At 67.5% G+C, this 19,089-nt stretch carries 18 protein-coding genes and 1 pseudogene; 12 read left to right on the plus strand and 7 right to left on the minus strand.

Features of this window, described 5'->3' with window-relative positions:
- The coding region (gene ccmC / locus Q0480_RS16985; RefSeq protein WP_299134748.1) for a heme ABC transporter permease CcmC at nt 1-544 on the minus strand (544 nt) is incomplete at its 3' end.
- Between the two features lie 607 nt (nt 545-1,151).
- On the opposite strand from ccmC, the pseudogene Q0480_RS16990 reads away from it, so the two are divergent.
- A pseudogene (locus Q0480_RS16990) lies at nt 1,152-1,414 on the plus strand (IS630 family transposase); the annotation flags it as partial.
- Between the two features lie 72 nt (nt 1,415-1,486).
- Here the strand turns inward: Q0480_RS16990 and ccmB are convergent.
- Nucleotides 1,487-2,149 carry a heme exporter protein CcmB gene (gene ccmB, locus Q0480_RS16995; RefSeq protein ID WP_299134749.1) on the minus strand — a complete coding sequence of 221 codons (663 nt, stop codon included), beginning with the start codon at nt 2,147-2,149 and terminating at the stop codon, nt 1,487-1,489.
- Nucleotides 2,146-2,799: a heme ABC exporter ATP-binding protein CcmA gene (ccmA, locus tag Q0480_RS17000; protein ID WP_299134750.1), complete on the minus strand. Its 654-nt coding sequence runs from the start codon at nt 2,797-2,799 to the stop codon at nt 2,146-2,148. The genes ccmB and ccmA overlap by 4 nt, the downstream gene beginning before the upstream one ends.
- 194 nt (nt 2,800-2,993) lie before the next feature.
- On the opposite strand from ccmA, the gene acnA reads away from it, so the two are divergent.
- From acnA to Q0480_RS17015, 3 genes are all read left to right on the plus strand, one after another.
- Nucleotides 2,994-5,750 (plus strand): aconitate hydratase AcnA, encoded by a 2,757-nt coding sequence (gene acnA / locus Q0480_RS17005; RefSeq protein ID WP_299134753.1) that lies wholly within the window; start codon nt 2,994-2,996, stop codon nt 5,748-5,750.
- Between the two features lie 118 nt (nt 5,751-5,868).
- On the plus strand, nt 5,869-6,579 hold the full coding sequence (locus tag Q0480_RS17010; protein ID WP_299134757.1) for a thioredoxin family protein: 711 nt from the start codon (nt 5,869-5,871) through the stop codon (nt 6,577-6,579).
- A 129-nt stretch (nt 6,580-6,708) separates the two neighbouring features.
- Nucleotides 6,709-7,344, plus strand: a complete 636-nt coding sequence (locus tag Q0480_RS17015; RefSeq protein ID WP_299134758.1) for a trimeric intracellular cation channel family protein — start codon at nt 6,709-6,711, stop codon at nt 7,342-7,344.
- Between the two features lie 14 nt (nt 7,345-7,358).
- Here the strand turns inward: Q0480_RS17015 and Q0480_RS17020 are convergent, their stop codons facing one another.
- The 4 genes from Q0480_RS17020 to Q0480_RS17035 form a co-directional block, all read right to left on the minus strand.
- Nucleotides 7,359-8,231: a lysophospholipid acyltransferase family protein gene (locus Q0480_RS17020; RefSeq protein ID WP_299134760.1), complete on the minus strand. Its 873-nt coding sequence runs from the start codon at nt 8,229-8,231 to the stop codon at nt 7,359-7,361.
- Nucleotides 8,231-9,598, minus strand: a complete 1,368-nt coding sequence (locus tag Q0480_RS17025) for an MATE family efflux transporter (RefSeq protein ID WP_299134761.1) — start codon at nt 9,596-9,598, stop codon at nt 8,231-8,233. Before Q0480_RS17025 ends, Q0480_RS17020 begins: the two co-directional genes overlap by 1 nt.
- A gap of 142 nt (nt 9,599-9,740) precedes the next feature.
- Entirely contained in the window at nt 9,741-10,286 is a 546-nt protein-coding gene (infC, locus tag Q0480_RS17030; RefSeq protein WP_350459902.1) for a translation initiation factor IF-3, read from the minus strand.
- A gap of 140 nt (nt 10,287-10,426) precedes the next feature.
- Entirely contained in the window at nt 10,427-11,629 is a 1,203-nt protein-coding gene (locus Q0480_RS17035) for a pyridoxal phosphate-dependent aminotransferase (RefSeq protein ID WP_299134764.1), read from the minus strand.
- A 103-nt stretch (nt 11,630-11,732) separates the two neighbouring features.
- Between Q0480_RS17035 and Q0480_RS17040 the strand changes: the two genes are divergently transcribed.
- From Q0480_RS17040 to Q0480_RS17075, 8 genes are all read left to right on the plus strand, one after another.
- Nucleotides 11,733-12,008 (plus strand): succinate dehydrogenase assembly factor 2, encoded by a 276-nt coding sequence (locus tag Q0480_RS17040; RefSeq protein WP_299134766.1) that lies wholly within the window; start codon nt 11,733-11,735, stop codon nt 12,006-12,008.
- Nucleotides 12,009-12,094: 86 nt separating this feature from the next.
- Entirely contained in the window at nt 12,095-12,604 is a 510-nt protein-coding gene (locus tag Q0480_RS17045) for a winged helix DNA-binding protein (protein WP_299134768.1), read from the plus strand.
- Nucleotides 12,605-12,812: 208 nt separating this feature from the next.
- Nucleotides 12,813-14,054, plus strand: a complete 1,242-nt coding sequence (locus tag Q0480_RS17050) for a RodZ domain-containing protein (RefSeq protein WP_299134770.1) — start codon at nt 12,813-12,815, stop codon at nt 14,052-14,054.
- Between the two features lie 319 nt (nt 14,055-14,373).
- Nucleotides 14,374-15,507 carry a flavodoxin-dependent (E)-4-hydroxy-3-methylbut-2-enyl-diphosphate synthase gene (gene ispG / locus Q0480_RS17055; protein WP_299134771.1) on the plus strand — a complete coding sequence of 378 codons (1,134 nt, stop codon included), beginning with the start codon at nt 14,374-14,376 and terminating at the stop codon, nt 15,505-15,507.
- Between the two features lie 98 nt (nt 15,508-15,605).
- Nucleotides 15,606-15,872 (plus strand): hypothetical protein, encoded by a 267-nt coding sequence (locus tag Q0480_RS17060; protein WP_299134773.1) that lies wholly within the window; start codon nt 15,606-15,608, stop codon nt 15,870-15,872.
- 314 nt (nt 15,873-16,186) lie between these two features.
- Nucleotides 16,187-17,242 (plus strand): peptide chain release factor 1, encoded by a 1,056-nt coding sequence (gene prfA / locus Q0480_RS17065; protein WP_299134776.1) that lies wholly within the window; start codon nt 16,187-16,189, stop codon nt 17,240-17,242.
- An 8-nt stretch (nt 17,243-17,250) separates the two neighbouring features.
- The gene (gene prmC / locus Q0480_RS17070) at nt 17,251-18,069 is read left to right on the plus strand and encodes a peptide chain release factor N(5)-glutamine methyltransferase (protein ID WP_299134782.1); all 819 of its coding nucleotides are present in this window, start codon (nt 17,251-17,253) and stop codon (nt 18,067-18,069) included.
- A gap of 186 nt (nt 18,070-18,255) precedes the next feature.
- Nucleotides 18,256-19,038 carry a DUF4167 domain-containing protein gene (locus tag Q0480_RS17075; RefSeq protein WP_299134779.1) on the plus strand — a complete coding sequence of 261 codons (783 nt, stop codon included), beginning with the start codon at nt 18,256-18,258 and terminating at the stop codon, nt 19,036-19,038.
- Nucleotides 19,039-19,089: the final 51 nt, after the last annotated feature.

Raw genomic sequence — 19,089 nt, forward strand, 5'->3', positions numbered from 1 at the left:
GCCCCTGGCTCCAGAAGAACACCGCGTAACGCGACAGGAGCGCGAAGACCGAGCCGACCATGCAAAGCACCGCCGCCAGATCGGCCGCCTTGTCCGGCTCGTCGATCGCCTCCCAGAGCGCGATATAGCCGAGATAGAACAAGAAGAGGATGAAGAACGAGGTCAGCCGCGGATCCCAGGCCCACCAGGTTCCCCACATCGGCTCGCCCCAGATCGCCCCGGTCAGCAGTGCTACGACGGTCATCGTCGCCCCGACCGGGCCGGCGGCGCGGGCGGCGAGGGCGGAGACATGGTGGCGCCGGATGAACCAGATCAGCGAGGCGATCAGCATCATCAGCCAGGCGTTGATGGCGATCAGCGCGGCCGGCACGTGGATGAACAGGACCTTGACCGTCGCCCCCTGCTGATAATCATCGGGCGTCAGGAAGAAACCCCAGACCAGTCCGACCCCGAGCGTCAGGCCGGTCAATGCCCAGCACCAGGGCATGACCGCGCCGGAGAGACGCATGAATTCGGACGGATTGGCGTATCTCCAGAGCGACATGGCGCATGTCTAGGACATGACGGATCGCGCCCGCAAGGCCGCCCGGGTCGCGACCATGGCAATGCGCACAACAACATTTTGTGGGCGCCTCAACCAGTCCCGTCACGGGTGTTATCGAAATTCTGGTGTCGAATACAGTTAAAACTGGTCGAATTGTTCCGCCATTTTCTCGAATGAGATTTTGGTATGCTTGACGTGAGTCTGGTATTGAGGCTTGTATTCGTGGCGCTGGTAAGTCTGATTTCGGTCCTGATCATCGGGGAGAAGGCGGGCGAAGCCCAGCAATGCAACCCAAGCGTCCAATGATCAACTGGTGTTTGAATCCGACGGGGGCAGGTCACAAATCTTGGCCGCGCTTCGCGTTGGAGCGCTTCCCGCCCGTTCGGAATCGTCTGGGGTTTCCTTGAGTGAGGTTGTCTGATTCCCGTCGCCGGTGCGGATCGGGATGAGAAGATGGGTAAACCCTCTGTCGATGGACTGGAGAGCGCGGGCATTGTCGGCGGTCGATGCGGGGTTGAGCCGCCGAGGCACGACACGCGGAGGTGATGGCGGTCTTCGAGGCGGAGCGGGACCAGAGGCTCGATGGCTCAAAGCCCGTGTCGCGCCGATCCTCGCGCCCACCCTTCGGCCCGGCGATACGGTGATCATGGACAGCCTTTCCAGCCACAAGCGCGGCTCGGGTTTCTCCCGCCCTACAGGCCCGATTTCAATCCGATCGAGATCGCCTTTGCAAAGCTGAAGCCCCTGCCGCGCAAGGCGGCGGAGCGAAGCGCCGACGGGCTCCGGAAAACCGTCGGGCGCCTCGTCGATATCTCCACTCCACAGGAATGCGCCAACTACTTCGCAGCCGCGGGATATGATGCGGATTGATCGGGAAGCGCGCAAACGCGGCGACATCGTCGTTGGTTGTCAAAAGCGTGACCCAGCATCCACGCGTGGGATTCATCGCAATGCGATCCGCAGGGCGGCGGCGGCGGCGTAGGGGCCGAGAGCCAGGATGAACAGCGTCAGCCCGCCGAGCAGGGTCAGCGCGCTCCAGGCGTCGCGCTCGCCGGCGGCGATCACGGCGCGGGCGCCGAAGATCAGCGTCGGGATGCAGAGCGGTAGCACCAGAAGCGACAGCAGAAGCCCGCCCCGGCGCACGCCGACGGTCAGGGCGGCGCCGATCGCGCCCAGAAAGCTCAGCGCCGGCGTGCCGATCGCGAGGCTCGCCACCAGCCAGGGATAGGCCGGCGCCGGCAGTTGCAGCGCCAGCGCGAGCAGGGGTGCCACCACGGTCAGCGGCAGTCCGGTGGTCAGCCAGTGCGCCAACGCCTTCAGCGCCACCAGCGCTTCGAGCGGCAGCGGCGACAGGGCGAGGATATCGAGCGAGCCGTCCTCGAAATCCGCCTGGAACAGCCGGTCGAGCGACAGCAGGCTGGCGAGCAGCGCGCCGATCCACAGCGTCCCCGGCGCCACCGGCGCCAGACGCCCGGGCTCCGGCCCGATCCCGAGCGGTACCAGCAGCCCGACCATCAGGAAGAAGGCGAGGCCGAGCCCGGCCCCGCCGCCGGAACGCAGCGCGAGCCGCAGCTCGCGCGCGAGCACGGCGCCGGCGACGCTCACCAGTTCCCCGTGAGGAAAGGGTCCGCTCCGGCGGCGCGGGTCGCGGTGGGCGCGGTCAGTTCCAGCGCGGGCGTCGGCCCGAGCCCCAGTTCCACATGCGTCGCGATGATCGCGAGGCCGCCACCGGCGAGATGCGCGCGCACCACATCGGCGAAGCGCGCGACCGCGCCCCTGTCGAGCGAGACCGTCGGTTCGTCGAGCAGCCAGAGCCGCCGCCGTGCGACAAGCAGCCGCGCGAGCCCCAGCCGCCGTTTCTGGCCGGCCGAGCAGACATGCGCCGGCTGGTCCGCGATCGCCTCGAGCCCGAAGGCGGCGAGCGCCCCGTCGATGGCGCCGCCACCGGACAGGGCCGCCCAGAACCGCAGGTTCTCGGCCACCGTCAGCGATGCCTTGATCGCGTCGAGATGGCCGGCATAGGCCAGCCGCTCGGCATAGGCGTCGGGGTCATCGGCCAGTGTGACATCGTCGAGCGTCACCGTCCCCGCCGCCGGTGCCAGCAGCCCGGCGAGCGCCCGGAGCAGCGTCGATTTTCCCGCGCCGTTCGGCCCCCGGAGCAGCAGCGCGGCGCCGTCCCCGACCGTGAAGCCAAGGCCGCGCAGCACCGGTCGTCCGGCACGCAGGCACGAGAGGTCGGAGACGGTCAGGCCCATGGTCGCGCTTTAGCCGAACCGCGGCCATGGGGGAAGGCCGACCGAAATCGAGGGTGAAACGCGCTCGGCTCAGGGCATCAAGATCTTGTGTATACCACTGTACTCCGTTCGCGGTCGCGACCCTTGCGAGGTGCGAGAACATGCTCCATATCAAGTGTCAGCTCATTCCGTCCCAGCACTCGCCCGGAGGTCCGATGACTGTTTTTGTTGGAACTGACACCGCCAAGACACGCCGGTCCCTCAAGGTTGGAGAAAAGACCTACGCCTATTACTCGATCGCGGCGGCGGAAGCGGCCGGACTGGGCGATTTCAAGAAGTTGCCGGCTTCTCTCAAAGTGGTTCTCGAGAACATGCTGCGCTTCGAGGACGTGAAGACGGTCAGCGTCGAGGACATCAAGGCCTTCTCGGAATGGGCGGTGCTCGGCGGCAGGAACCCGCGCGAGATCGCCTATCGCCCGGCGCGCGTGCTGATGCAGGATTTCACCGGCGTGCCGGCCGTCGTCGATCTCGCCGCGATGCGCGACGGCATCAAGGCGCTCGGCGGCGACGCGCAGAAGATCAACCCGCTCAACCCCGTCGACCTCGTGATCGACCACTCGGTGATGATCGACGAGTTCGGGACGCCGCGAGCCTTCCAGCTCAACGTCGATCTCGAGTATGAACGCAACATCGAGCGCTACCAGTTCCTGAAATGGGGCCAGAACGCCTTCGACAACTTCCGGGTGGTCCCGCCGGGCACCGGCATCTGTCATCAGGTGAACCTCGAATACCTCGCGCAGACGGTGTGGACCGACACCGATCCGTCCGGCGCGCTCGTCGCCTACCCGGATACGCTGGTCGGCACCGACAGCCACACGACGATGGTCAACGGCATGGCCGTGCTCGGCTGGGGCGTCGGCGGCATCGAGGCGGAGGCGGCGATGCTCGGCCAGCCGGTCTCGATGCTGATCCCCGAGGTCATCGGCTTCAAGCTGAGCGGCAAGATGGTCGAGGGCACGACGGCGACCGACCTCGTGCTCAAGGTCGTCGCGATGCTGCGCAAGAAGGGCGTGGTGAACAAGTTCGTGGAGTTCTACGGCGAGGGCCTCGACCACCTGCCGCTCGCCGACCGCGCGACGATCGCCAACATGGCGCCCGAGTACGGCGCCACCTGCGGCTTCTTCCCGATCGACGGCGAGACGCTGCGCTACCTGCGCAACACCGGCCGCGACGAGGACCGGATCGCGCTGGTCGAGGCCTATGCCAAGGCGAACGGCATGTGGCGCGGGGCGGACTACGAGCCGGTCTATACCGACACCCTGAGCCTCGACATGGGCGAGATCGTCCCGGCGATCTCCGGGCCGAAGCGGCCGCAGGATTATACGCCGCTCAACAATGCGGCGCAGGCCTTCTACAACACGGTTTCCGACTATCGCGGCCTCGACAAGAGCGCCGGCGCGCAGGAGATGCAGGGCGAGGGCGGCGGCGTGATCGCCGCGCCGGCCGACGTGCGCAGGACCGCGAAGGTCGAGGGCGAGGACTACACCATCCGCGACGGATCGGTGGTGATCGCGGCCATCACCTCCTGCACCAACACCTCGAACCCCTACGTGATGATCGGCGCCGGCCTCGTCGCCCGCAAGGCCCGCGCCCTCGGCATCACCCGCAAGCCCTGGGTCAAGACCTCGCTCGCCCCCGGCTCGCAGGTCGTCTCCGAGTACCTCGAGGCGGCGAACCTCCAGGAGGATCTCGACGCCATCGGCTTCAACCTCGCCGGCTACGGCTGCACCACCTGCATCGGCAATTCCGGGCCGCTCGGCGATCCTGCCATTTCCAAGGCGATCGCCGAGAACGACCTCGTGGCGACCGCCGTCCTCTCCGGCAACCGCAACTTCGAGGGCCGGATCTCACCCGACGTGCGGGCGAACTATCTCGCCTCGCCGCCGCTGGTCGTCGCCTACGCGCTGGCCGGCGACGTCAACATCGACCTGACCACCGAGCCGCTGGCCCAGACCCCGGACGGCAAGGACGTCTTTCTCGCCGACATCTGGCCGACCAACGAGGAGGTGGCCGAGCTCGTCGAGCGCACGGTGACGCGCGAGGCCTTCCAGTCGAAGTACGCCGACGTCTTCAAGGGCGACGACAAGTGGCAGGCGGTCGAGACCGTCGACAGCGAGACCTACAACTGGCCGCCGACCTCGACCTACATCCAGAATCCGCCCTACTTCCAGAACATGGCCAAGGAACCGGGCGTCATTTCCGACATCTCCGGCGCGCGCGTCCTGGCGCTGCTCGGCGACATGGTGACGACCGACCACATCTCGCCGGCCGGCTCGTTCAAGGCGACCACGCCGGCCGGCAAGTACCTGACCGATCGCCAGATCGCGACTCGGGACTTCAACAGCTACGGCTCGCGGCGCGGCAACCATGAAATCATGATGCGCGGCACCTTCGCCAATATCCGCATCAGGAACGAGATGCTGGATGGTGTGGAGGGTGGCTATACTCTCGGGCCGGATGGCGAGCAGACCTCGATCTTCGATGCCTCGATGGCCTATCAGGCCGCGGGCGTGCCGCTCGTCATCTTCGGCGGCGTCGAATATGGCGCCGGCTCGTCGCGGGATTGGGCGGCGAAGGGCACCGCGCTCCTCGGCGTCAAGGCGGTGATCGCCGAGAGCTTCGAGCGCATCCACCGCTCGAACCTCGTCGGTATGGGCGTCATTCCGTTCGAGTTCACCGGCGGCGTGAACCGCAAGTCGCTCGGCCTCAAGGGCGACGAGGAGATCGCGATCTCGGGCCTCGCCGGCGATCTGAAGCCGCTGTCGATCGTGCCCTGCGTGATCAAGTACGGCGACGGCACGGTGAAGACGATCGACCTGAAATGCCGGATCGATACGGCGATCGAGATCGAATATGTCGAGCATGGCGGCGTGCTGCAGTACGTGCTGCGCAACCTCGCCAAGGTCGCCTGAGCGGCCGATCCCAAGGCGCCGCGCGCGCGGCCTCCGAATGCGCGCGCTCTCGAATGCTTGACTCGCATCGTGCTTGGGCTTGGCCTTATCTGTGGCCCACGCCGCCCCGAGGACCGAGATGAATATCGCCCCGATCGTTCTGTCGCCGATCGTTCTGTCACTGTCGATTCTCCTGGTCCCCCGCGGCGCGGAGGCGCAGAGCCCGGTGGTGCTCGAGCTCTTCACCAGCCAGGGCTGCTCCTCCTGCCCGCCCGCCGACGAACTGCTGACGGAGCTCTCCCAGATCGACGGGGTGATCGCGCTGGCGCTGCATGTCGACTACTGGGACTATTTCGGCTGGAAGGATACCTTCGGCGACAAGGCCTATACCAAGAGGCAGAAGACCTATGCCCGCGCGCTGCGCCAGCGGACGCTGTTCACGCCGCAGATGATCGTGCAGGGCGAGGAGATGGTGGTCGGCCGCGACGCGGCGACGATCTTCGACCGCATCGCCGAGCATCGCTCGCAGCCCGCGCCGGTCGATCTCGGCATCTCGCGCGACGGCGATGTATTGAAGGTGGAACTTGCGCCGCGGGTCCTCGGCATCGGCCCGGCCGATGTGCAGGTGGTGGAATTCACCCCGACCGACGAGGTGCTGATCGAGGGGGGTGAGAACGCCGGCAAGTCGATCACCTACACCAACGTCGTGACCAACTGGCAGGTCGTTGGCCGCTGGGACGGCGCTACCGCGACCGAGCTCAGCATCGAGGACGTTGGCAAGGGACCGCTCGCCGTCATCGTCCAGGAAGCCTCCCAGGGCCAGATCCTGAACGCCGCCAAACTCCCCTGATCCTGACGCGCCCCGCGGGGTCGAGCGAGCGCGGATTCGGGTCGCCGGGTCGCCGACGCAACTCCACTGATGTCGGGGAAGTCGGAGGTCGGCTAGGCTCGCGACCGTCGTTCGCCAACGGAGGTCACCATGACGTACGCCACCAGGGAGCTTCTGGATGTTCTCTACCATGTCGCGATCATCGTGGAGGCCATGACGGCGGCGCTGGTCGCCGGACGGCGCAGCATGGACTGGGCCGGGGTCTGCCTGCTCGGCTGCGTGACGGCCCTCGGGGGCGGGACGGTCCGCGACCTGTTGCTGGACCATCATCCGCTGTCCTGGGTCGCCCATCCGCATTATCTCGTCGTCGCGGGCGGCGCCGCGCTCGCCACGATCGCGATGGCGCGCTTCGTGCACCGCTTGCGGCGCGTCTTCCTGTTCCTCGACGCCGTGGGTCTCGTGCTCTTCACGGTGATCGGCTGCGACATCGCCCTCGGTCTCGGGTTGCCGGTCATCGTGGTGGTCGCGGCGGGCCTCGTCACGGGCTGCGCCGGCGGTGTCCTGCGCGACGTGCTCTGCGCCGAGATTCCGCTTCTGTTCCGGGCGGAGCTCTATGCCACGGTTTCGGTGCTCACCTCGGCGGTCTATCTCGCGGGTCGCCAGACCGCCATGCCGTCCGACTTCGCGCTGATCGCGGCGATGGTCTGCGGCCTGACGCTTCGTCTGCTGGCGCTGCGCCACGGCTGGAGCATGCCGAAGTTCATCTATGGCCACGATCTGCACTGACCGCTCGCGGGCGGTCAGAACGTCTTCACCCACCGCCGATGCAGCCAGAAATACTGCTCTGGCGTGGCACGGACGCGGGTGGCGAGGCTGTTCGCCGCGGCTTGCGTCATTTCCTCGGCCGTGCCGGGCGGGATCGCCGCCTCGAACTCGACGATGACACGCAGCCCGTCGGGCGCCCGCGTGCCATAGACCGGGATCATCGGCAGGTCGTATTTGCGGGCGAGGTCGGCGATCATGGTGCCCGACGGCGCCGGCTGGCCAAGAAAGTCGATCTCGACCCCGCGCTTGGTATACTGGTCGAGCAGTACCGCCATCACCCCGCCGTCCCGGACATGCCGTATCAGCTCGCGCAAGCCGCCGCCATCGCGGCCGACCACCGGCTTGCCGCCCGCCTCGACGCAGGCGAGATAGTCGCGATCGAGATAGGGGTTCTTCACCGGCCGGATCATGGCGCCGGCCTCGATCCCCTCGGCCATCAGCGCGGCGCGTACCGCCTCCCACTGGCCGAAATGGCCGGAGACGAGAAAAGCGCCCTTGCCCGCCGCCCGCGCCGCCCGGAGCGCCTCCCAACCCGGGCCGGTCGGGCCGGTCCAGTCGTGGCGGCGCTGGAAGTCGCGGCGGGTCATCACCTCGATCATGGTACGGCCGAAACTGTCGGCCATGCCGTCGCGGACGCGGCGCCGTTCGACCGCGTCCATATCGGGGAAGATCAGCCGCAGATTGCCCTCGACCCGTGCGCGGAGCGAAGGGACCGCCGTGACGACGGTCCGCGTCAGCCAGCTCGCGAGCGCGAGGCGCGGGCGGACGGGCAGGGCGCGCGCGAGGCCGAGGAGCGCCGCCTGCGGCAGCCATGCGACAAAGCTCGCGGCGCGGCTCTTTTTCGCCATCAGCCGAGCCGCGAGACGAGCAGGCGGAACCGGTAGCCGAGCAGGACCACCGCCGTCGCGCAGCCGATGCCGGTGCCGAAGAAAAGCCCGGCCTCGGCCAGCGGCGTGCGGAAGGCGAGGATCAGGCTGACCGGAATCATCACGCAGAAGAAGGCGAGGAAGAAGGCGAGGGTGGTGCCCCAGGAATCGCCCATCGCCCGGTTCGCCTGTCCGAGCACGACCTGCCCCGCGTCGAACACCATGGTGACGGCCAGGATGGCGATCAGTGGCGCGGCGCGGGTGATGAGCGCGGGGTCCGAGCTGTAGAAACCGACGACGCTCGGCGCGATGGCGAGGAGGCCAAGGCCGATGGCGCCGATCACCACCACCGTGGCCGCGAGCCCGGCGAGGCCCGAGAAGATCGCCTCGGCCGCGTCGCCCCTGCCCGCGGCCCGCCCGACTTGTACCGAGGTTGCCACGGACAGGCCGAGTGCCACCATGAACACCGTTGATTCGACATTGTGCAGGATGCTGTAGGCGGTGAGGGCGCCGGTGCCGAGCAGACCGGCCGCCTGCGACAGCGAGGCGAAGGCGACCGTCTCGAAGAAATAGGCGGCGCCGCCGGCGAAGCCGATGCGCCGCATCTCGGCGCCCGCGATCCGCCCGCCCGGTCCCCAGAAGCCGAAGAACCGGCCGCGCCACGGATCGAACTCGGGCAGCCGCAGCAGCCAGACCAGCAGCCCCGCGGCCATCAGGAAGCGCGCGATGGTGCCGGCGAGCGCCGCGCCCTCGGCACCCATCGCCGGCAGGCCGAAACCGCCACCGATCAACAGCCGGCAAAGCAGGAAATTCACCACATTGGCGGCGATCATGACGACGAGCCCGGGCTTGGTCCGCGCCGTTCCCTCAAGATAGAAACTCCCGGCGACGAAGACGATCTGAAAGAGCGCGCCGGGTGCCAGCATCCGCGCGACCGATCCCGCGCCGGAGGCCAGCGCCGGCTCGTGCCCGATGGCGAAGAGCAGGGTCTCCGATCCGAAGACGAGCAGCGTTGCGACGCCGCCGACCACCACGGACCAGCGCAGGCCGCGAAGGGCGATGGCTGGCAGGTCGGGGTCTCGCGACCCCATCTCGCGCGAGGCTGACGAGATCACGCCGACCATGCAGCCGACGCCGGTGACGAGCAGAGGAAAAAACACCGCCGAACCGAGGGACAACTTGGCAAGCTCGAAGGTGTCGTGCTGGCCCACCATCATGACCCCGACCAGCGTCATGATCAGGATACCGGCGCGGCTGAGCACCACCGGCCAGGCGAGCAGGAACAGCGCCTGCCAGTGACGCAGCAGCTTCGGCACGAAGCCGACGGGCGCGGAGTCGGCAAAAGTCATCGCCCGGCCGCCGCCCCGGCGCCCACCGAACGAAACTGGCGAGGCATTTTCCGAACTCCCGGGTCAATCCGGCGCGGGCCGGTCCGGGCCGTCGCGCCCGGGGCGTTGTCACACGCCCCGATTTCCTAGGGCGCGCGGGATTTCAATGGCGGGTCGGGTTGATCATCATCACCATCTGGCGGCCTTCCAGACGGGGGATGGCCTCGATCTTGCCGAATTGCGTCACATCCTCGGCCACCCTCTCGAGCAGCTTGCGGCCGAGCTCGAGATGCGCCATCTCGCGGCCCCGGAAGCGAAGCGTGACCTTGACCTTGTCGCCACCCTCGAGGAACTTGTACACCGAGCGCATCTTGACTTCATAGTCATGCGTGTCGGTATTGGGGCGGAATTTGATTTCCTTGATCTCGATGACGTGCTGTTTCTTGCGCGCCTCGGATTCCTTTTTCTGGGTTTCGTATTTGTATTTGCCGAAATCCATGATCTTGCAGACCGGCGGCTCGGCGTTGGGCGAGATCTCGACCAGATCGAGACCGGCCTGCTCTGCGAGCAGCATCGCCTTTTCCGGCGTGATCAGGCCGATGTTTTCGCCTTCGGCGCCGATCAGGCGAATCTCCGGGGCACGCACGCGGTCGTTGACCCGGGGTCCGGTGTCGCGTGTCGGCGGGGCATTGTGGGGTCTGCGGGCTATGGCCGTTGCATCCTTTTGATCGTTGATCCGACAAAAAACCGGAGCAGCGCCCCGGTTAGGTGCCGGAATATAGTGCAGATCGACAACCAAGTGAAGACGTCGCCGGCGCCGGTCCCAAGTTTTGGCTGTTCAGGCGTGGCTCAACTCAAGGTGGCGCAGAAGCGCGCTATGCGGGCGCAGGCTTCGACCAGCTGGGCGTCGGCGGCGGCATAGGAAACGCGGAAGTTCGGACTGAGCCCGAAGGCCGCGCCGAACACCACCGCGACGCCTTCGGCCGCGAGCAGGGCCGCGGCGAAGTCGCTGTCGGTCGCGATCACCGCGCCGTCGGGCGTCCGCTTGCCGATCAGGCCGGCGATCGAGGGATAGACATAGAATGCCCCCTCCGGCGTCGGGCAGGTGATCCCGGGGCAGGCGTTCAGCAGGCCGACCACCAGGTCCCGCCGGCGCAGGAAAGCGGCGCGCGACCATGGAATGTAGTCCTGCGGTCCGGTCAGCGCCTCGACCGCCGCCCACTGGCTGATCGAGCAGGCGTTGGAGGTCGACTGGCTCTGGATCGTGGTCATCGCCTTGATCAGCGGCTTTGGCCCTGCGGCGTAGCCGATGCGCCAACCTGTCATCGCATAGGCCTTGGAGACGCCGTTCACCGTCAGCGTCCGCTCGTGGAGCCCGGGCTCGATCTCGGCGGGGGTGCGGAAGACGAAAGGCGGATAGGCGATATGCTCGTACATGTCATCGCTCATCACCCAGACATGGGGATGGGCCATCAGGACGTCGGTCAGGCCCTTGAGCTCGTCCCGGGAATAGCCGGCGCCGCTGGGATTCGAGGGCGAATTGAAGATCAGCCACTTGCTGCGCGGCGTGATCGCCGCCGCCAGAGCCTCGGGTTTGATCTTGAAGCCGTTCTCCAGCGTGCCCGTCACCACCACCGGCACGCCGCCGGCGAGCAGGACCATGTCGGGATAGCTCACCCAGTAGGGCGCGGGAATGATCACCTCGTCGCCGGGATTCAGCGTCGCGACCAGCGCGTTGTAGAGCACCTGCTTGCCGCCGGTGGAGACCATGACCTGATCCGGCGCGTAATCGAGGCCGTTCTCGCGCCGGAACTTGTCGGCGATCGCCCGGCGCAGTTCGGGAATGCCTTCGGGCGAGGTATATCGCGTCTCGCCGCGGTCGATCGCCGCCTTGGCCGCCACGCGGATATTCTCCGGCGTATCGAAGTCCGGCTCGCCGGCGCTGAGCGAGATGATGTCGCGGCCCGCGGCCTTGAGCTCGCGCGCCTGAGCGGTGATCGCGATCGTGGGGGAGGGCCTGATCCGCCCGAGCGCCGCCGCCAGAAAGCTCATGATCGCCGCCTCCGCGTCTCGTTCCGCGTTTCCATTCGCGCGCCGGTGTCATAGGCTGCCGCCGGGTGCCGTGCAAGCGAGGGACCCGCGGGAAGAGGCCCCCATGACCGAGACAGTCATCACCGAGACACACGAGAACCGCCTGAAGCGGCTTGGTATCCGCAGCTGGCGGCGCGGCACCAAGGAAATGGACCTGATCCTCGGGCCCTTCGCCGACGCGCGCCTCCCGGAACTGGAAATCGCGGCGCTCGACGCCTATGACGCTCTGCTCGCCGAGAACGACCACGATCTTTACGGCTGGGTCAGCGGCGTCGCGGCGATGCCGGAACGGCATGGCGGAATTGTCGAGCGCATACGCGCGTTTCACGGCCTCCGCTGAGCGGCGGCGCCAGTCTTTTCGACTTAACGACTTGTATAAGAATTTGTCCGAGTGTTCGGCCGGTAGCGAACATGCGGAGAAGCACAATGAGTATGCACGCAAAGGTTGCGCCTGCCTCGGTTTCCGCCGAGGACGATGACTTCCTGGGCGCGTATCTCGAAACGCTCTCGATGGTCGAACGGCTGCATCGCCTTCTGCTCGATGTCGTGAAGGACGAGTTTGAACGACTTGGAATCATTGACATTAATTCGGTTCAGGCGCTGTTGCTCTTCAACGTGGGCGACAACGAGGTCACGGCCGGGGAACTGAAGACCCGAGGCTACTACCAAGGCTCGAACGTTTCCTACAATCTGAAGAAGCTGGTTGAATACGGCTATATGCATCATCAGAAATGCGACGTTGATCGTCGCGCGGTGCGGGTGCGGCTGACCGAGAAGGGTCGCGGCATCCGGGCCATCATCGCCGAACTGTTCCAGCGCCACGCCGACGGGATCCTCAGCCGCGAGGTGCTCGGCAATGTCCGCCTGACGGATATGAACGCCACCTTGCGCCGGATGGAACGCTACTGGAGCGACCAGATTCGGTATATTTACTGAGCGGGAGAGCATCCGTGGGTTGGATCGCGCCAGAGTTGAGCCAGACGCCGCGCTGTTTCGGCAACCTTGGCTTGCGAAATGATCCTCCCCGCTGCCCAAACGCTTATGATCATGATAGCATTTCGGAAAACAAGGCGCGTGGCGGATACTGATTCGCACGAAGGCGCCAGGGGCAGATAGCGAGTTGAAAGGGTCGCCGGGCGGATCCATGGGTAACAAGACAGACAATCCCTCCGCCGGGGCGCAGGGCGGGTATGAATACGCGATCGGCGACGTCCTGCGGGGCGAGCGCGCGACGCTCGGCAAGTCGCTGCTCGATGTGCAGCGCGACCTGCGGATCAAGGCGGCGTTCATCTCGGCGATCGAGGACGCGGACATCACGGCCTTTCCGAACCAGGGCGTAATCCCCGGTTACGTGCGGTCCTATTCCCGCTATCTCAATCTCGATCCGGAAGAAGTCTTCCGCCGCTTCTGCCACGACAGCGGCTATGTCGCCGCGCCGCTGACCTTCGGTCAGACGAAGCCGAAGTCGCCGCGTGGGGCGAAGGGCACGCCGATCGTGGCGCCGGCGGGCGGCTTTCCCGATTTCCCGCTGACCCGTTCGGTCGGCTTCGCGCTGCCCCGGGTTCCGGTCGCCGCCATCGGCTCGGTGCTGGTGCTGATCGGGCTCGTCGCCGGGCTCGGCTATGGCGGCTGGACGGTGCTGCGCAATATCCAGCGCGTGCAGTTCGCGCCGGTCGATGAACTGCCGATCGCCGTCGCCGAGGTCGAGACCATCACGCCGCCCTCCGCCACGCCGCTGGCCGAGCCGGCGCTCACGGATCTCTCGAGCCCCGTCGCCGCCACCGCGCTCGCCGATCTCTATCGGCACCAGGAGGCCGAGGTGAAGATTCTCGTGCCGCGCGACGGACCGATCGCGGCGATTGACCCCGACCGCATGGGCCTGCTCGTCAACCGGACGCCTTCGCCGCCGGCCCTGGTGCCGGCCGTCGCGCCGGGCGATACCCGCGCCGAAGCCATCCTCTCCACGGTCGCCGCCTCCATCCCCGCGTCGGGGATCGACGGCGCGGCGGCCGAGTCCACCGCCGCGGGGATGCGTCAGACGGTCGATCCGGCCGCGAAGCTCGTCGTCGTCGCCGAGCGCGCGGCATGGGTCCGCGTCTATCTCGAGAACGGCACCATCATCTTCGAGCGCATTCTCGAGAAGGGCGAGACCTATTCTCCGCCCGAAGGCGTCGGCGCGCCGCTGATCTGGGCCGGCAATTCGGGCTCGGTCTATGTGAAGGTCGGGAGCGAGCTGCACGGCCCGCTCGGCAACGGCACCAAGGCGGCACGCGGCGTGGTGCTGGCGCCGCAGGCGATCGCCGACCGCTATGACGTGGTCTCGGAGATTCCCGAGGTCATTTCGCAGGCCTTCGCGCCAAAGGCGGCTACGCCGGTCATCCAGTAGCGCGCGGCGCCAGGTGGCGCGGCGCGCGTTTTCGCCGATTCGCGGCCGTGTCTTGTCGAGCTGCCAGGCGGCGGATCGCGGCGGTCGCGCGCCCGGAGGAAACGATCCGAAAGCGCGAGAGGTCCGGATTTCTCCTCGGCCTTGATATCGTGATCGGTATGCTCATCACGATATCGCCGAAGTCGAGATTGCGAAGTGATGGCAGGCTGTCGCGGGCCGCCTTCCGTCATCACCACCCCGCAGGCCCGGGCGCGTCGTGACATTCTCTGGCGGCTCGACTATGGTCGGGGTCGAACGCGTTCCCGAGTAGCAGTCTTCCATGTCGCACAATCCGATCCGTCCGTGGCGCAACATCGACCGGCGGACCTCGCGCCAGATCCATGTCGGCTCCGTCGCCGTCGGTGGTGGCGCGCCGATCAGCGTGCAGACCATGACCAACACGCTGACCCACGATGCCGGGGCGACGATCGACCAGATCCTGCGCTGCGCCGAGGCAGGCGCCGATATCGTGCGCGTCTCCTGCCCGGACGAGGCCTCGACCGCCGCGCTGCGCGAGATCGTGCGCGAGAGCCCGGTGCCGATCGTCGCCGACATCCATTTCCACTATCGCCGCGGCATCGAGGCCGCCGAGGCCGGGGCCGCCTGCCTGCGGATCAATCCCGGCAATATCGGCAGCCCGGAGCGGGTGCGCGAGGTGATCAAGGCCGCGCGCGACAATGGCTGCTCGATGCGGATCGGCGTCAATGCCGGCAGCCTCGAGAAGCATCTGCTGGAGAAATACGGTGAGCCCTGCCCGGAGGCGATGGTCGAGAGCGGGCTCGACCATATCCGCATTCTCGAGGACAACGATTTCTTCGAATACAAGATCAGTGTGAAGGCGTCGGACGTGTTCCTCGCCGCCGCCGCCTACCAGGCGCTGGCCGAGGCGACCGACGCGCCGATCCATCTCGGCATCACCGAGGCCGGTGGTCTGATGTCCGGCACGGTGAAATCCGCGATCGGCATGGGCAACCTGCTGTGGATGGGCATCGGCGACACCCTGCGCGTCAGCCTCTCGGCCGATCCGGTCGAGGAAGTGAAGATGGGCTTCGAGATTCTGAAGTCGCTCGGTCTGCGGCATCGCGGCGTCAACATCATCTCCTGCCCGTCTTGCGCGCGGCAGGGATTCGACGTGATCAAGACGGTGGAAGCGCTTGAAAAGCGGCTGGAACATATCAAGACGCCGATGTCGCTGTCGATCATCGGCTGCGTGGTGAACGGACCGGGCGAGGCGCTGATGACCGACCTCGGCTTCACCGGCGGCGGCGCTGGCTCGGGCATGGTCTACATGGCCGGCAAGCAGCACCACAAGCTCGGCAACGACCGCATGATCGACCATATCGTCGAGCTCGTAGAAACCCGCGCCGCCGAGCTGGAAGCCGAGCAAGCGGCGAGTCCCCAAGCCGCCGAGTAGTCCGCCGCGCCGCGGCGACGGTCCAGGTGTCGCGCGTTGAACCTCCATTCCGCCGGGCCTATCATGCGGCCGGAACTCAGCAAAAAAAGGGGTGGCTAATGTCCAGCAAGCTGTTCGCCGGCGTCGCGGCGGCGGTTCTTCTCGGATCGTTCGGCCTTGCATACGCGGAAGAGGAGATTGCGCCGAGCGCGGAGGAACTGAAGAGCCTCCAGGCCGCGGTCGCACCGCTCGGCTGCACCTTCGAGGAGGTGAACAAGGAGACCGACAACCGCTTCGAGATCAACGACGCGACCTGCGCGGCCGGCCAGTACGATTTCAAGATCGACGGTCAGTATCGCATCATCCTGATGGATCTCGACCAGTAAGTCGAAACCGCCGATGGTCCGGGGAGCGCGCGCCGCGTCGCCCGCGGGCCAGTCAGCTATCCCGCGACTGGCGCGGCGACCACCTTCCCGAACAGGGAACGCGGGAATTTCGAGGTTCCGGGGATAGGCGCGGCGCGCGTATCAGACGATTTGTCTTGCGGTTCCGCGCCGTCTCGCGCACGAGGCGCCTGCGGAGCGCGGTCCGATCCGGCAGGGCGTGGCTCGTGCGCTCCGGCTCTTGAATTCCGCGATTCTCTTGACTGACGGGGCAGTCCGCCCGGTTTGATGATCGTTCCAGGCAGACGACGCGACAGATGATCCCCCTAGACAAGCTCGACCAGATCCGCGGCCGCTTCGAGTTCCTCGAGGCGAAGCTCAGCGCCGGCGAGTCGCTTGGCGACCTTGTGGCGCTCTCCCGCGAATATGCCGAGCTGAGACCCGTCGTCGCCGAGATCGACGTCTATCGCGCCCTGATCCGCGAGCAGGAGGAAGCCAGGCGCCTGCTGGCCGATCCCGAGATGAAGGATCTGGCGGCGGAGGAGCTTGCGAGGATCAAGGCCGCGCTGCCCGCGGCCGAGCACGCGGTCCGGCTCGCGCTGCTGCCGAAGGACGCCGCCGATGCCCGGTCCGCGATCGTCGAGATCCGCGCGGGCACCGGTGGCGACGAGGCCGCGCTGTTCGCCGCCGATCTCGCCCGCATGTACCAGCGGCTGGCCGAGGCGCGCGGCTGGCGCTGGGACGTGGTCGAGGAGACCGCGACCGAGCTCGGCGGGCTGAAGGAGCTGATCGCCGAAGTCAGCGGCGTCGGGGTCTTCGCTCAGCTCAAGTTCGAATCGGGTGTGCACCGGGTCCAGCGCGTGCCGGTGACGGAAAGCGGCGGTCGCGTCCACACCTCCGCCGCCACCGTCGCCGTGCTGCCCGAGGCGGAGGAGGTCGATATCGACATCCCCACGACCGACATCCGCGTCGACACTTACCGCTCCTCCGGCGCCGGCGGCCAGCACGTGAACACCACCGATTCCGCCGTGCGCGTCACCCACCTTCCCACCGGGATCGTCGTCACGTCGTCGGAGAAATCCCAGCATCAGAACCGCGCGCGGGCGATGCAGGTGCTGCGCGCCCGGCTCTACGATCTGGAGCGCCAGAAGCTCGACGATGCCCGCGCCGCCAGCCGCAAGGGCCAGGTCGGCTCGGGGGATCGGTCGGAGCGGATCCGGACCTACAATTTCCCGCAGGGCCGCCTGACCGACCACCGCGTCGGCCTGACGCTCTACAAGCTCGATCAGGTGATGCAGGGCGACCTCGGCGAGGTTATCGACGCGCTGGTCGCCGCCGATCAGGCCAGCCGGCTGGCCGATCTCGACGCGTGATGGGGACCGTGCAGGCCGCGCTGACCGCCGCCTCGGCCCGTCTGGCGGCGGCTGGCGTGGCCGATCCGGTGCGCGATGCCCGCCTGCTGATGGCCGAGGCGCTGGGCATCGAGCCCGGCGCGCTGACGCCCCGGGCCCGTGATCCGCTCGGCCCCGCGGCGCCAGCCTTCGAGGCGCTGGTCGCCGAGCGCGCCCGGCGCCGGCCGGTGGCGCAGATCCTCGGGCGGCGCGCGTTCTGGGGGCGCATGTTCGAGGTGACCGGCGATGTGCTCGACCCGCGGCCGGAGACCGAGACGATCATCGCCGCCGCGCTCGACGGGCGCCCTGCCGGCCGTGTGCTCGACCTCGGAACCGGAAGCGGCGCGTTGCTCGTCACGCTGCTCGCCGAATGGCCGGATGCGCGCGGGCTTGGCACCGATGCGAGCGCCGCCGCGCTGGCGGTCGCGGCGCGCAACGCCGAACGCCACACGGTGGCGGAGCGCGCGGCGTTCCGGCTGGCGGACTGGACGAACGGCATCGATGACACCTTCGATCTCGTCGTGTGCAATCCGCCCTATATTCCGGCCGCCGCGGTGGCGACCCTCGAACCCGACGTGCGCGACTGGGAGCCGCGGGCCGCGCTGACGCCGGGCGAGACCGGGCTCGAAGCCTATCGGCGCATCGTCGCGGACCTCGGACGGCTTGTCGCCCCCGGCGGCCGGGCGTTTTTCGAGTTCGGCGAGGGGCAGGGACCGGAGGTAGGGGCGGTGTTCGAGGCCGCGGGCCTCGGACCCCGCGGGCTCCTTCCCGATCTCGACGGGCGCCCGCGGGTTCTGGCGCTCGGCTGAGCGGCGTTTTCACTTGTCTTTTCGGATTTCGCCCGTATAGGATGGTTTCATCCCGCTGGTTGATCGAATTCAGCCCCTGAGGCGCACCCGGGATACGCTAATGCAACGTTGCATCCGGGTTGTCATGGCAGCGCCACTTGGTGCTCGGGACGCCCCTTCAGCCAGGAACGGCGGAAACTCCGAAGTATGAGACCATCGAACAAGTCACGCTCCCGGAACAAGTCCGGGAACAGCAATCATGGTAATGGCGGCGGGGGCAACAACAACAACCCGCGGCGCACCATGGGTAATATCATCAACCGCGTCTTCGAGAGCGCCGGGCCCGATGGCAAGGTGCGCGGCACGCCGCAGCAGATCATCGACAAGTATCAGGCGCTGGCCCGCGACGCGCAGGTGTCCGGCGACCGGGTGGTCGCCGAGAATTATCTGCAGCATTCAGAGCATTACAGCCGCCTCCTCGGCGAGGCACAGCGCGAGCAGGGCGAGCAGCGGTTCAACTCCAACCTGAACCGTGACGAGTCCCAGCGCGACGACGACGCGCCCGACTTCCAGCGCGACGCCGCCCGTCAGCCGCAAGCGCAGCCGCAGCAACACCAGCCGCGGGGCGAGCAGCCGTCGCCGGTCGCTTCCGGTCTCGTCATGATCGAGCCCGAGGATTCCGATGATTTCGGCGGGCCGATCGAGACGCCCGAGGGCAATGCGCGCCGCGTCGAGACCCCGGCCGCGCCGAGTTTCGCGCCGGTGGAGCCGGTGGCGCCTGTCCCCGTGGCGCCTGTCCCTGACGCGCCGCGCGCCGAGGCTCAGGCCCCTGAGGCGCCGGTGGTCGAACCCGCGGTCGCTCCTGCCGAGCCCCCGGCGCCCGCCGAGGCCGCCGCGCCCGTCAAGCGCCCGCGCACCCGCCGCAAGGCCAAGGTCGAGCCCGAGGCCGATCCGGTCGTCGAAGCCCCGCAGCCGGCCGATCCGTTCTAGAGTATCCGTGATGATCAGGGCTTTGCGGGGGTCCAGGTTCGATCGGCCTTG

The sequence above is a fragment of the uncultured Amaricoccus sp. genome (assembly GCF_937891315.1).
Classification (GTDB): Bacteria; Pseudomonadota; Alphaproteobacteria; order Rhodobacterales; family Rhodobacteraceae; genus Amaricoccus.